This window comes from Micrococcus sp. Mcc28 (assembly GCF_024519775.1).
Classification (GTDB): domain Bacteria; phylum Actinomycetota; class Actinomycetes; order Actinomycetales; family Micrococcaceae; genus Micrococcus; species Micrococcus luteus.
In genome coordinates, this window is sequence record NZ_JALJRH010000008.1 from 59,070 (window position 1) to 71,989 (window position 12,920).

The window sequence follows — 12,920 nt, forward strand, 5'->3', positions numbered from 1 at the left end:
GGGAGGAACGCCGGTTGACTTATCCCGGGTGCGGCGGCCTGCGACCGGTGATAACTCAACCGACGACGGCGGCCCGCACCTTCGCGCGCAGGTGCGGGCCGACGTCGTCCCGGCGGGGTGCTCAGGCGGTGCGCAGCACCATGCCCGGGTGGAGCAGGGTCGAGACCGTCATGCCGTTGAGGCGCTGCAGGCGCTCCATGGAGACGCCCGTGCGCTGGGCGATGAGCCACCAGCCGTCGTTCGCCTGGACCACGTAGGTGGCGGGCGAGGGCGCCGGGGCGGAGGCGGTCTGGCCGGTCCGCAGCACCATCCCCGGGTGCAGCACGGTGGTCGCGGTCATGCCGTTGAGGCGCTGGAGGGTCTCCATCGTCACGCCGGTGCGGTGGGCGATGATCCACCAGCCGTCGCCCTCGCGGACCGTGTACGTGCCCGGGGCCGGCGCGGGGGCGGGCGTGGGAGCCGGCGCCGTGGCGGCCGTGATGAGCACCATGCCGGGGTGCAGGACGGTGGACGCCGTCATGCCGTTGAGCCGCTGGAGCTCCGCGGCGCTGACGCCGGTCCGTCGGGCGATGACCCACCAGCCGTCGTTCGGCTGCACCGTGTAGGTGCCGGTGGTGATCGGGGTGGGCTCCGGGGCGGTCGGGTCGGCGACGGTGCGCAGCACCATGCCCGGGTGGAGCACGGTCGACTCGGTCATGCCGTTGAGCTCCTGGAGGGTGGCCGCGGGCACGCCGGTGCGGCGGGCGATGGTCCACCAGCCGTCGTTCGGCTGCACCGTGTACGTGCCGGCGGTCGACGGCTCGGTCGTCGGGGCCGGCGTCGGAGCCGGGGTGGCCGGTGCCGGCGGCTGGCCGGCCGCCGTCGCGATGGCCTCGGCGCGGTCCCGCAGGTCGTCGAAGCGGGCCATCAGGTGCTGCCCCGGGCACGCGGTCGCGGACGTGGCCCGGTGCGGGAAGATCGTGTCCACGGTGACGGGCGTGCCCGCGGCGTACTTCGTGCTGCCGCCCGAGGTCAGGGTGACTCGGCCCCGCGCGTCGATGCCGTCGCGGTACAGGTAGTAGGCGGTGGCGCGGGCCATCGCGTCCACCACCTCCTCGGACGGGGCGACCACGTCGTAGTTGCCCATCGTGGAGATGCCCATCGTGCCCCGGTTGAACCCGCCCGCGTGCGTGCCCAGCGGGTTCGAGTCCAGGGCGCCGCGGCGGCCCTCGTAGATGTTGCCGAAGCGGTCCGTGATCAGGTGGTACGGGAAGTCGCCCCAGCCGAGGGTCCTCGTGTAGTACGCGTAGATGCCGCGCATCTGCTCCACGGCCTGGGCGCGCGAGTAGTCGTTCGTGCCGGCCGTGTGGTGGATGGTCAGCGCGCGCACCTGGTCGAACTGCGGGGAGGACTCGGCCCAGGACTCGTCCGCGCCCCACTGCGCGCGGGTGATCACGTCCGGGAGGATCTTCGCGCGCGCATCCGAGGCCGTGGCCACGGTGCGGGCCTCGGCGGGTGCGGCGCCCCCGACGACGGCGCTCGACTTCACGCCCCGCGGCAGGCCGGCCGTCTCCGCGGCCTGCTCGGCGGTCACCGCCGGGTGCGCGCTCGCGACGGTCTCGTCCGTGGCGGCCGTGCCCGGGTCGATGAGGGACAGCTCGAGGCCGGCCGGGGCTGCGCCGTCGGCGGTGGTCACGCGCAGCTGGGCGCCGTCCGCGCCGAACGCGACGAACGGGTCCGTGCCGGTGCGCGCGGGGGCGGCGTCCTCAGGCAGGACGGGCCGATCCAGGACCTGCCACGGGCCCCAGGCCCCGTCCTGACGCACGCGGATCTCCACGCGCTCGACGGCGTCGTCCGCCGCGGTGTCCCACACGGCGGCGGCCACCGTGAACGGGCGGTCCACCACGGGCTCGCCGAGCACGACGCCGGCCGGAGCCTCCTCGGCCGGGACGAGGTTCTCGCCCTCCTGCGGGACGGTCGCGACGCCGGCGCCCTCGACGGGAGCGGCCGACGCGGGGGTCGCGGCCGCGCCGACGGTCGTGGCGCGGGCGGCGTCGTCGAGCGGGCGCACGTCGGGGGCGCCCTCCGTGGTCGCGGACGGCGGCTGCGGGAGCAGGCCGCCGACGAGGACGGAGAGCGCGGCGACCGCGACGGCGGGCGCGAGCGGGCGGGGGGACGCGGCGGAACGCGGCGGGAGAATCTTCATGCGGATGCCTTCGGAAGGTGGAGTGCCCGAGGAACGACAGGCGTGGGCCGTGTCGCTTTCCCGGGTCGGTGACGTGGTGAGGGCGGGATGAGGGCCGGAGAGCCGTCGTGATCGTAGCGTGATCGACCATTCCCGGGAACATTTTTCGAAGGCTTGTCGGGTGATTTCACGCCCCCGTGATGTCCGGTTCACCCATTCACAGGTGGGCGCGGTGTGGCACCGGGGCGGAGCACAGCGGAGGGGTGTCGGGTCCGCGCCGGGGGATACGGTGACGGGAGACCACCACGGGCCGCCCGGCCCGGGAACCAGAGGAGGCAGACCATGGCGGAGCCGATCCACATCGGCGCGGCGGCGGACGTCCCGGAGGGCGAGGCGATCGTCGTCCCGGCGGCGACGGCGGGGACGAGGGACGACGTCGCGGTGTTCCACACGGACGCGGGCGAGTTCCACGCGATCGACGACACGTGCACCCACGAGGACGCCTCGCTGGCCGAGGGCTGGCTCGAGGACGACCGCGTGGAGTGCCCCCTGCACGCCGCGCAGTTCTGCCTGCGCACCGGCGAGGCGCTCTGCCTGCCCGCCACCAAGGGCGTCGGCGTGCACCGCGTCGAGGAGCGCGAGGGCCAGCTCTACCTCGTCCCCGGCGCATGAGCCACGACGTCGACGCCCCGGCGGGCGTGCCCGGCTCGGTCGTGGTGGTGGGCGGCGGCGTCGCGGGCTTCGCCGTGGTCCGCGAGCTGCGGCGCCGCGGTTTCGCGGGCGGGATCGCCCTCGTGGACCCGCAGGGCGTGCCCTATGACCGGCCGCCCCTGAGCAAGGAGTTCCTGACCGGCGACGCGGACGCGCACCGCCTGCTGCTCGCCCCGCCGGCATGGTTCGCCGAGCACGGGGTGGAGCTGGTGGAGGACGAGGCGGTCCGGGTGGTGCCGGGCGGCGTCCACCCCGACGGCGGCCCCGCGCCCCACCGGGTGGAGACGGCCTCCGGGCGGGTCCTGGACGCGGACGCGGTCGTGCTCGCCACGGGCGGGCGACCCCGGGCCCTCGACGTCGCCGGCGCCGACCACCCGGACCTGATCACCCTGCGCACCCGCGCCGACGCCGAGACCCTGCGCGACCGCCTGACGTTCGGGACCGAGGTGGCGGTCGTGGGCGGCGGTTTCACGGGGGCGGAGGTCGCGGCCGCGGCGCGCCGCTCGCTCGCCGCGGTGACGCTCGTGACCGGGACGGACGCCCCGGCTCGCGCGGCGGTCGGGCCAGCGCTGGCCGCCCGCCTGCACCGGATGCACGCCGAGCACGGGGTCGCGGTCGAGGTCGGGCGGGCGGCCTGGATCGAGCACCGGGACGCCGACGGCGGCGCCGCACTGCCGGCCGCCCACCGGCTCCACCTCCACGACGGGCGGACCGTGGACGCCGACGTCGTGGTGTTGGCCGGCGGCACCGTGCCGGACACCGCCCTCGCCGCGGACGCCGGTCTGGAGGTGGCCGACGGCGTGCTCACGGACGCGATGGGCCGCACGACCGTGCCCGGGATCCTGGCCGTGGGCGACGCCGCGCGCGCCCGGGAGTCCGCGTGGGCGCCGTCGCGGCACTGGGAGCCGGCCCTGCGGTCCGGTGCGGCCGCCGCGGCGGCGTTCCTGGGGGGACAGGCGGACGCCCCGGGCGCCCCGTGGTTCTGGTCCGACCGGTACGACGCACACGTGGAGGCCGTGGGGGACATGACGGTGCCGGCCGGTGGGCGGATCGTGGATCGCGAAGTGCGCGGCGTCGTGGTGGCGAGCTTCGCGCTGGCCGCGGACGGGACCCTGCGCGGGGCCGCGTCGATTGACGACCCCATGACCGTCAAGGCCGCCCGGCGCATCATCGACCGGGGGATCGTGGTGGACGCCGCCGCGCTCGCGGACCCGGCCGTGCCGGTCAAGTCGCTGGCGCGGGGGTGAGGGCGCCCGTTTCGTCGACGAAAGCGGTCAGGTGCCGCAGTAGGTGACGAACGGGGCCCCGTCCGCCGGACCCGGCTCCGCGTGCCGCTCGAACCCGGGGCGCGGGGTGAAGGGATCCGTGACGGCCTCGAGCAGCCGGTGGACCGGGGTGAGGTCCCCGCCCTCCGCGGCCGTCAGGGCCTCGTCGAGCAGGTGGTTCCGCGGGATGTAGACGGGGTTCACCGCGCGCATCCGGGCCGGATCGGGACCCATCGCCCGCCAGTCCGCAAGCCAGGCGGCGAGCCCCGCGGGGTCCGGGGCGCCGGGGACGAGTCGTGCCGCCTCGGTGCGCGCCGCGTCGTCGTCCACGGGCGCCGCCGTGTGCTCGGCCAGCCGCACCCAGAACGAGGTCCAGTCGGCCCGCGCCGCGGCCAGCCACGGGAACAGGCGGTCGGTGAGCGCGGCGACGTCGTCCTCCGCCACCGACGTCGGGAGGCCGAGCTTGTCCCGCAGTCCGCCCCGCCACGCCGCGAGATGGACGCCGTGGAACCTGCCCAGCGCCTCCTGGGCGAGCGCGACGGCGCGGTCGGGGTCGTCGTCGAGCACGGGCACGAGGGCCTCGCCGAGCCGGGCGAGGTTCCACGCCGCGATGGGCCCCTGATTCCCGTACGCGTACCGGCCCTGGGTGTCGATCGAGGAGAAGCTCGCGGCCGGGTCGAAGGCGTCGATGAACGCGCAGGGGCCGTAGTCGATGGTCTCGCCGGACAGGGTCATGTTGTCCGTGTTCATCACACCGTGGACGAAGCCGAGGAGCATCCAGCGGGAGACGAGCTCGGCCTGCGCGGCGATCACCGCCTCGTAGAGCGCGAGCGCGGGGTGCTCGGCGTCGGCGGCGTGCGGGTGGTGGCGGGCGATGGCCTCGTCGACGATCCGGCGCAGCACCTCCGTGGGGTCCGCCCGCTCGGGGAGAGCCGCGGCGTACTGGGCCGTGCCGACGCGCAGGTGCGACGCGGCCGTCCGGGCCAGCACCGCACCCGGCAGCACGGTTTCGCGGCGCACGGGGTGGCCCGTGGCGACGACGGCCAGCGCCCGCGTGGTCGGCACGCCGAGGGCGTGCATCGCCTCGGAGACCACGTACTCGCGGAGCATGGGGCCGAGCACGGCCTGCCCGTCGGCGTTGCCGCGCGCGAAGGGCGTGCGACCGGAGCCCTTGAGATGCAGGTCGTGGAGCCGACCGTCCGGAGCCGTGAGCTCGCCGAGGAGGAGGGCGCGCCCGTCGCCCAGGCGGGGGGAGTAGTGGCCGAACTGGTGGCCCGCGTACGCCTGCGCGACCGGCCGCGCGTCCGGGCCGGGCTGCTCGCCGGTGAGGAAGGAGACGCCGTCGTCGGTGGCGAGCCACTCGGCGTCGAGGCCGAGCTCCGCCGCGAGGCCGGCATTGAGCAGGACGAGCTGCGGGCCGTCCGTGGCCTGGGCCTGCCAGGGCAGGGCGAGCTCGGGGAAGGTGTCGGCGAAATGCGAGCTCAGGGCGGGAACGGACGTGGTCATGGGGCCACGCTACGTGGGGGAGGACGGGTGTTCACGGACCGGCTCCCACCGGGCCCGTCCTTTCGAGGCGGGAAATCGACCCCATGGGCGTGGACCAGAGCCCTATGACCTGGATTTCGCGCCTCGAAACGGGGGGCCGTGGCGGACTGCGGTGACCGTGGATCTCACCGGGTCACCCACCGAACGCGGCCGCCCGGCGCCGCACCCGCGCGACCACGTCCGCGTAGTCGTCCCGGGCATCGGCCCACATGACCTTGATCGAGAGCCAGTCGTGGTCGGCGCACCAGCGGTCGCGCAGCACGTCCCGGGCCTGCTGCTCGGCGGTGCGGTGGTGCTCGCCTTCGTATTGCAACGCGAGGCGCCACGGCCGATACCCGAGGTCGACCGTCGGAGCGTGGCGGTTTGACGGGTCCAGCCGGCACTGCACCTCGGGCTCCGGCAGCCCGGCGTCCACGAGCGCCAGCCGCAGACGCGTCTCGCGCGGCGAATCCGCCCCCACGCGCATCCTCGCCAGCGCCGCCCGGGCCAGCCCGCGCCCCCGGAAACGTCCCCGTTCGACCAGCGATCGGACGAGCTCCTCCGGGGTGTAGGCGGGAGCCCCGCGTCCGCCGCCGGGCAGCCACGGCGGGCAGAGAAGCGCGTCACCGGCGACGACGACGTCCCGCTCCGTGAGCGCCGACCGTGCCGCGCACAGGTCCCACAGCGTGCGGGCCGGCGTCGTCACAAGCACGTCGCCCCGCGTCATCCGCTGTCCTTCCAGCACCTCGATGCGGTGGGGCACCAGACCCGCCTGGACCGGCCGGCCACCCGAGGTGCCGACGCTGACGTGCACCGCACCGGGGGCCAGCAGCCGCTCGGGCACGGTCAGGCCGTGCAGGCGGGCGGCGGTCTCATGGCTGACGACGACATCGGGATGGCGCCGCTGGTACGCGCGGATCTCATCCATCGTCCACTCACGGACGGGGGCCGCCGCAGGGCCGGCCGGCCCGTAGACGCCGTGGCGCAGCCGCCGCAGGTCTGAGGACTGCAGTCGGGACCACGTCACGCCCGCCCGGCGCGCGTCGTCGACCGTGAAGGCGGCGGGGTCGATCGACGGCGGCAGCGGGGCGGGGCGACGGGACATGCGGCGAGCGTGCCCCGTCGCTCCGCGTCCCGAGACGGACGAGCGGGGGCCTGGGGACGCACGAGGGGGTCCGGTGCGGTTGTGCAGGAGGCGGTGACGTCCCCCGGGGCGCCGGCCCCGAGCCATTCGAGGCGGGAAATCCACGTCATGGGCCAGGACCGGGCGTTCTTGAGGTGGATTTCGCGCCCCGAAGTGAGGGGATGACCAGGTCAGTACGACGTGCGGGGCGCGCCCTCCCCGTCGGCCGCGGCGTCGCTCGGCTCCGGGCACCAGCGGTCGGCGAGGGCCTCGGCGGCGCGGGCCAGCAGGGCGACGTCGGCGCCCACGTTGACGTAGTCCGCACCGGCGGCGGCGTAGGCGTCGGCCTGCGCGGGCACGAACGCATTGACGCCCACGAACTTCCCGGCGGCCTTGACCTTCGCGATGACCTCCTCGACCGCGGCCACCACCTCCGGGTGCGACTGCTGGCCGAGCAGTCCCAGGGACGCGGAGAGGTCCGAGGGACCGATGAAGACGCCGTCGATCCCGTCCACCGCCGCGATCTCGTCGGCGTTGCGCACGCCCGCGGCCGTCTCGATCTGCACGATCACGGAGACGTGGTCCGCCGCGCCGGGCAGGTAGCCGGGGATCCGGTTCCAGCGGCCCGAGCGTGCCAGGGCGGAGCCCACGCCGCGCACCCCGCCCTCGGCGGAGCCGTCCGGGTAGCGGGCGGCGGCCACGGCGCTGCGGGCCATCGCGGCGTCGTCGACCATGGGCACCAACAGGGTCTGGGCGCCCAGGTCCAGGAACTGCTTGATGGCCACGGTGTCCAGCGCCGGCACGCGCACCAGGGTGGGCACGCGGTAGCCGGCGATCACGCGCAGCTGGGCGAGGACGTCCTGCAGCGTCAGCGGGGCGTGCTCGGCGTCGATGAGCAGGTAGTCGAGGCCCGCGCCGGCGCAGATCTCCGCCGTCGTCGGGTCCCCGGAGGAGAGGAACATGCCGGCGGCGGGGCGGCCCCCACGGGCGGCGACGGCCTCGGGCGTGAAGAGGTCGCGGAACAGCGGCTGCGGGTTGTGGCGGACGGGCATGGGACGTTCCTCCGGGGTTCTCCGCATCCTCCACCCGACGCGGGTTGAGTTGTCGCGGGTGGAGCGGCGTCGTACTGGTGATAGGTCAACCCGCGTTGCGGGCGGGCGGGCGCGGGCGGGCGGGGCGACGACGACGGGCGGGTCAGGCGAAGCGGCAGGTGATGGTGCCGAGCGGGCCGTAGTCGGCGTAGACGGTGTCGCCCTCGTACACCCACATCGGGCGGGTGAAGGAGCCGGCGAGCACGATCTCACCGGCTTCGAGCGCGTCTCCGTGCTCGGCGATGCGGTTGGCCAGCCAGTGCACGCCGTTGGCCGGGTGGTTCAGCACGCCCGCGGCCACGCCGGTCTCGATGATCTCCTCGTTGCGGGAGAGGATGCCGGAGACCCACCGCAGGTCGACGTCGTGCACGCCCACGGGGCGGCCGCCGATCACCAGGGAGCCCAGGGCGGCGTTGTCCGAGATGGTGTCCGTGATGGTGCGGCCGGCCATCTCGATGCGCGAGTCCAGCACCTCCAGCGCGGGCACCACGTACTCGGTGGCGCGCAGCACGTCCATCAGGTTCAGGCCGGGCCCGCGCAGCTCGTCCCGCAGCACGAACGCCAGCTCCATCTCGACGCGCGGATGGGTGTACTTCTTCCACTCGTACACGTGGCCGGACTCGAACACCTGGTCGTCGAAGATCACGCCGTAGTCCGGCTCGTCGATCCCGGTCGCGTCCTGCATGGCCTTGGAGGTCAGGCCGATCTTGTGGCCCACCTTGCGGCGGCCCGCCTCGACCTGGCGCTCGGCCCAGATGCGCTGGACGGCGTACGAGTCCTCGATCTCCATCTCCGGGTAGCGCGCGGTCAGCCGCGGCACGGGCACGCGGTCGATGCCCGCACGGTGCAGCTCGTCGGCGATCTTGACGTGGGTCTCGTGGTCCAGCACAGCGGTCTCCTTCACGACGACGGGCAGGGGCCTGGCCTTCATCGTATACGATTACGCGGCTCGGCCCCCGGCCCCGTCGCCATCCTGTCACCGCCCCGGATCAGTCCGGGGCGCGCGTCCCGATGCCCAGCCCGGGCTTGCGGCGGTGCACCGTGAGCCAGGCCAGCCCCCCGACGCCCGTCTGCGAGGCGGGACACCCCTGCTCCCCACGCTTTGAGGCGGGAAATCGAGCTCAAACTGGCCCTCCCGGCTCGAATGAGGTGGATTTTCCGCCTCGAACGGCGTGGGGCGGGGAGACGCGGAGGATGGTAGGGAGGGCGGACGCCGACGGCGGGCACCTGCGTTGGGTGCCCGCCGTCGTCGTGGTGTCCCGAAGCGGTGCCGGCCGTGCCGGTCAGAGCTGGTTGCCGAGCTTGTACTCGCCCTGCTTCCACTCCGGCATGGACTCCTCGCCCTGCCCCTCGCGGGTGTAGGAGAAGCCGTCGGCGCCGATGGTCACGGCCATCTCCGAGTCGTCGGTGCGGGAGACCAGCGGCTGCAGGTTGCCGTCGAGGTCCAGCACGCGGGAGGCATCGGTGTACCAGGACGGCACGATCGGGGTGCCCCACCAGTCGCGGCGCTGGTTGTCGTGCACGTCCCAGGTGACCACGGGGTTGTCCGGGTCACCGGTGTAGTAGTCCTGGGTGTAGACCTCCACGCGGTGGCCGTCCGGGTCGCGCAGGTAGAGGTAGAACGCGTTGGAGACGCCGTGGCGGCCCGGGCCGCGCTCGATGTGGTCGGACATGCGCAGGGCGCCGAGCTTGTCGCAGATCGCCAGGATGTTGTGCTTCTCGTGCGTGGCGAAGCACACGTGGTGCATCCGGGGGCCGTCGCCGCCGGTCATGGCGGTGTCGTGCACGGTGGGCTTGCGGCGCATCCACGCGGCGTAGACGGTGCCGTTCTCGTCCTGGATGTCCTCGGTGACGCGGAAGCCCAGGTCCTGCATGTAGCGGGCGGCGCGCGGCACATCCGGGGTCACCTGGTTGAAGTGGTCCAGGCGGACCAGGGCGCCCGGGGTGTAGAGGTCGTAGCGCCAGGCCAGGCGCTCCACGTGCTCGACGTCGTGGAAGAACTCGTAGGGGAAGCCCAGCGGGTCCTCGACGCGCACGGAGTCGCCGACGCCCTTGACGAAGCCGTCCTTCCGGCGCTCCACGCGGCAGCCCAGCTCCTCGTAGAAGGCGACCGCCTTGTCCAGGTCCTCGGGGGTGCGCACGCGGTAGGAGAACGCGGCCACGGCGGCGGTCTCGCCCTGGCGCAGCACCAGGTTGTGGTGGATGAACTCCTCCATGGAGCGCAGGTAGACGGTCTCCTCGTCCTCCTCGGTGACCACCAGGCCGAGCACGTCCACGTAGAACTCGCGGGAGGCGGCGAGGTCCGTGACCACGAGCTCCATCGAGGCGCAGCGCAGGATGTCCGGCGCCTCGGACGTCGGGGTGGGGAGGGGGTTCTCCGGGTCGATGGGGACTTCCTTGGTGACGAAGAAGCCGGAGGAGGTCTTCTGGCGGCTCTCGAGGTTGGTCATCGGTGCTCCTTGGTGAGGGGGCGGTGCGCTGTGGCCTGGGACACGGTCACGGGCTCGATCGTATACGATCCGGGCGACCGGCGGGAAGGCGGTCGAGGAACGCGGGTTGAGTTGTCGCGGGTCCGGGGCGCCCGCACCCGCGACAACTCAACCCGCGTCGGTGGGCCGGGGGAGAGACCCGGCCCGGCCCCACCACGACGACGGCGCCCGCACCGTCGCGGGGACGGTGCGGGCGCCGTCATGGTCGCCGGTCAGCGCGGGGTCAGCCGTCGATCTGCGCCGCGGCCTGCTCCTGCTTGCCGAACACCGGGTTGTGGACCTCGCCGAGGTTGATGTGCACGGCCTGCTGATCGGTGTAGAAGTCGATCGAGCGGTAGCCGCCCTCGTGGCCCAGGCCGGAGGCCTTCACCCCGCCGAACGGGGTGCGCAGGTCCCGCACATTGTTGGAGTTCAGCCACACCATGCCGGCCTCCACGTTCTGCGCGACGTTGTGGGCGCGCTTGAGGTCGTTGGTCCAGATGTAGGCGGCCAGACCGTACTTGGTGTTGTTGGCCAGCTCGAGGGCCTCCTCCTCCGTGTCGAAGGGGGTGATGGCCACCACCGGGCCGAAGATCTCCTCCTGGAAGATCCGGGCGTCCGGGGCCACGTCCGCGAACACGGTGGGCTGCACGAAGTTGCCCTCGGGGAAGCCCTCCGGGCGGCCGCCGCCGGCCACCAGGCGGGCCTCGGTCTTGCCGATCTCCACGTAGGACATGACCTTCTCGAAGTGCTCCGGGTGCACGATGGCGCCGACTTCGGTGGTCTCGTCGTCCGGCAGGCCGACCTTCACGCGGGAGGCCTGGGCGGCGTAGCGCTCCACGAACTCGTCGTAGACGGAGCGCTGGACCAGGATGCGGGAGCCGGCGGTGCAGCGCTCGCCGTTCAGGGAGAACACGCCGAAGATGGTCGCGTCGATCGCCGCGTCCAGGTCCGCGTCCTCGAACACCACGGCCGGGGACTTGCCGCCGAGCTCCATGGACAGGCCCTTCAGGTGCGGGGCGGCGTTGGCGAAGATGATCTGGCCGGTGCGGGACTCGCCGGTGAAGGAGATCAGCGGCACGTCCGGGTGCTTCACGAGCGGGTCGCCCGCGTAGCCCTCCTCGCCGAAGCCGTGCACCATGTTGAACACGCCCTTCGGCAGGCCGGCCTCCTCGAAGATCCCGCCCCACAGGGAGGCCGAGAGCGGGGTGAACTCGGCGGGCTTGAGCACCACCGAGTTGCCGGTGGCGATGGCCGGGGCCAGCTTCCAGGACTCCAGCATGAACGGGGTGTTCCACGGGGTGATCAGGCCGGCGACGCCGATCGGCTTGCAGTTCACGTAGTTGATCTGGCGGCCCGGCACCTTGAAGGTGTCGTCGTGCTGGGCCACGATCAGGTCCGCGAAGAAGCGGAAGTTCTCGGCGGCGCGGGCGGCCTGGCCCCTCGCCTGCTTGATCGGCAGGCCGGTGTCGAAGCACTCCATCTCGGCCAGCTGGTCGCCGCGGGTCTCCATGATGTCGGCGATCCGGTGCAGCACGCGGGAGCGCTGGCGCGGCAGGGCCTGGGACCACTCGCCGGACTCGAAGGCCCGCTTCGCGGCGGCGACGGCGCGGTCGATGTCCGCGGCCTTGCCGGAGGCGGCCGTCAGGTACGGCTCGTTGGTCACCGGGTCGAGCACCTCGAAGGTGTCGCCGTCGATCGAGTCGACGAACTCGCCGTCGATGTAGTGGCGCAGGACGTCGGGCAGGCCCGCGGGCTTGCGGGCCTCGATGCTGGTCTTCTCCGTCATGGTGTCTCTTTCACTGAGTGCTTCGGGTGGGTCTGATGATCGGGGCCTGGAGCAGCCGGCGTCGGCGCCGGTCCGGCCGGCGGTCACGCGGACGGCTCGGCGCTGTGCTCCAGGTAGGCGTGCAGGGTGTTCAGGCGGTGGGCGCGGGCGGCGGCCTCGATCTCCTCGAAGCGCGCCCCGTCCTCGATCAGGCGCAGCAGGTGCTCGTGCTCGTCCACGGAGGCCACCGCCCGACCGGGCACGTACGCGAACGTGGAGGAGCGCAGCGCGGCCAGGCGGTTCCAGCCGCGGTGCACCAGGTCGTGCACGTGCTCGTTCTGGTGATGCTCGAACAGGATCGAGTGGAAGCGACGGTTGAGCTCGGTGAACGCCACCGGGTCCCAGGCCGTCTCCGACTCCGTCATCGCGCGCATGGTCGCGTTCACCTCGCGGGCCGCCGCGAGGTCCTCGGCGGTCACGTGCGGGGCGCACTGGGCGGTGGAGAACCCCTCCACCAGCGCCAGCGTCTCCATGGTGTGGCGGTACTCGACCGGGTCGATGCCCACCACGGTGGCGCCCACGTTGCGCTCGTAGGCCACCAGCTTCTCGGACTGCAGGCGGCGGATCGCCTCCCGCACGGGCACCACGGACATGCCCAGCTCCGCGGCGATCTGGGACAGCACCAGCCGGTCGCCCGGCTCGTGGCGCTGGTCCCGGATCCCCTCGAGGATCGCCTGGTAGGCGCGGTCCGCCTTGGAGACGGGGGCGCCTGCGAGGCCGACCGTTCCGATGTCCGTGCGGCGCAT

At 73.6% G+C, this 12,920-nt stretch carries 10 protein-coding genes; 2 read left to right on the top strand and 8 right to left on the bottom strand.

Translation table 11 applies throughout. The features are described 5' to 3' along the window. Positions 1-121: 121 nt before the first annotated feature. Positions 122-2,185 (bottom strand): LysM peptidoglycan-binding domain-containing protein, encoded by a 2,064-nt coding sequence (locus NR073_RS05965; RefSeq protein WP_041102608.1) that lies wholly within the window; start codon positions 2,183-2,185, stop codon positions 122-124. Positions 2,186-2,506: 321 nt separating this feature from the next. Between NR073_RS05965 and NR073_RS05970 the strand changes: the two genes are divergently transcribed. Together NR073_RS05970 and NR073_RS05975 are read left to right on the top strand one after the other, a co-directional pair. Beyond that, positions 2,507-2,836: a bifunctional 3-phenylpropionate/cinnamic acid dioxygenase ferredoxin subunit gene (locus NR073_RS05970; RefSeq protein WP_002857882.1), complete on the top strand. Its 330-nt coding sequence runs from the start codon at positions 2,507-2,509 to the stop codon at positions 2,834-2,836. Beyond that, positions 2,833-4,122: an NAD(P)/FAD-dependent oxidoreductase gene (locus NR073_RS05975; RefSeq protein WP_041102609.1), complete on the top strand. Its 1,290-nt coding sequence runs from the start codon at positions 2,833-2,835 to the stop codon at positions 4,120-4,122. The genes NR073_RS05970 and NR073_RS05975 overlap by 4 nt, the downstream gene beginning before the upstream one ends. A 27-nt stretch (positions 4,123-4,149) precedes the next feature. Here the strand turns inward: NR073_RS05975 and NR073_RS05980 are convergent, their stop codons facing one another. The 7 genes from NR073_RS05980 to NR073_RS06010 all read right to left on the bottom strand — a co-directional run bounded on the left by NR073_RS05980 (position 4,150) and on the right by NR073_RS06010 (position 12,920). After that, positions 4,150-5,646: a YdiU family protein gene (locus NR073_RS05980; protein ID WP_060974236.1), complete on the bottom strand. Its 1,497-nt coding sequence runs from the start codon at positions 5,644-5,646 to the stop codon at positions 4,150-4,152. A 172-nt stretch (positions 5,647-5,818) separates the two neighbouring features. After that, complete coding sequence (locus tag NR073_RS05985) at positions 5,819-6,769, bottom strand: hypothetical protein (RefSeq protein ID WP_060974235.1); 951 nt, start codon at positions 6,767-6,769, stop codon at positions 5,819-5,821. Between the two features lie 209 nt (positions 6,770-6,978). Further along, positions 6,979-7,839, bottom strand: coding sequence for an HpcH/HpaI aldolase/citrate lyase family protein (locus NR073_RS05990; protein ID WP_041102612.1), 861 nt, complete (start codon positions 7,837-7,839; stop codon positions 6,979-6,981). Between the two features lie 142 nt (positions 7,840-7,981). After that, positions 7,982-8,767, bottom strand: a complete 786-nt coding sequence (locus NR073_RS05995; RefSeq protein WP_044658782.1) for a 2-keto-4-pentenoate hydratase — start codon at positions 8,765-8,767, stop codon at positions 7,982-7,984. A gap of 394 nt (positions 8,768-9,161) precedes the next feature. Beyond that, positions 9,162-10,328: a 3,4-dihydroxyphenylacetate 2,3-dioxygenase gene (gene hpaD / locus NR073_RS06000; protein WP_113914330.1), complete on the bottom strand. Its 1,167-nt coding sequence runs from the start codon at positions 10,326-10,328 to the stop codon at positions 9,162-9,164. A 262-nt stretch (positions 10,329-10,590) separates the two neighbouring features. Next, positions 10,591-12,135, bottom strand: a complete 1,545-nt coding sequence (gene hpaE / locus NR073_RS06005) for a 5-carboxymethyl-2-hydroxymuconate semialdehyde dehydrogenase (RefSeq protein WP_256748680.1) — start codon at positions 12,133-12,135, stop codon at positions 10,591-10,593. An 83-nt stretch (positions 12,136-12,218) separates the two neighbouring features. Further along, on the bottom strand, positions 12,219-12,920 hold the full coding sequence (locus NR073_RS06010) for a GntR family transcriptional regulator (RefSeq protein ID WP_041102616.1): 702 nt from the start codon (positions 12,918-12,920) through the stop codon (positions 12,219-12,221).

Bases quoted from the DNA above. Each gene is read 5' to 3' on its own strand.
- NR073_RS05965 (WP_041102608.1), bottom strand. From the start codon at position 2,185: ATGAAGATTCTCCCGCCGCGTTCCGCCGCGTCCCCCCGCCCGCTCGCG.
- NR073_RS05970 (WP_002857882.1), top strand. From the start codon at position 2,507: ATGGCGGAGCCGATCCACATCGGCGCGGCGGCGGACGTCCCGGAGGGC.
- NR073_RS05975 (WP_041102609.1), top strand. From the start codon at position 2,833: ATGAGCCACGACGTCGACGCCCCGGCGGGCGTGCCCGGCTCGGTCGTG.
- NR073_RS05980 (WP_060974236.1), bottom strand. From the start codon at position 5,646: ATGACCACGTCCGTTCCCGCCCTGAGCTCGCATTTCGCCGACACCTTC.
- NR073_RS05985 (WP_060974235.1), bottom strand. From the start codon at position 6,769: ATGTCCCGTCGCCCCGCCCCGCTGCCGCCGTCGATCGACCCCGCCGCC.
- NR073_RS05990 (WP_041102612.1), bottom strand. From the start codon at position 7,839: ATGCCCGTCCGCCACAACCCGCAGCCGCTGTTCCGCGACCTCTTCACG.
- hpaD (WP_113914330.1), bottom strand. From the start codon at position 10,328: ATGACCAACCTCGAGAGCCGCCAGAAGACCTCCTCCGGCTTCTTCGTC.
- hpaE (WP_256748680.1), bottom strand. From the start codon at position 12,135: ATGACGGAGAAGACCAGCATCGAGGCCCGCAAGCCCGCGGGCCTGCCC.
- NR073_RS06010 (WP_041102616.1), bottom strand. From the start codon at position 12,920: ATGCGCCGCACGGACATCGGAACGGTCGGCCTCGCAGGCGCCCCCGTC.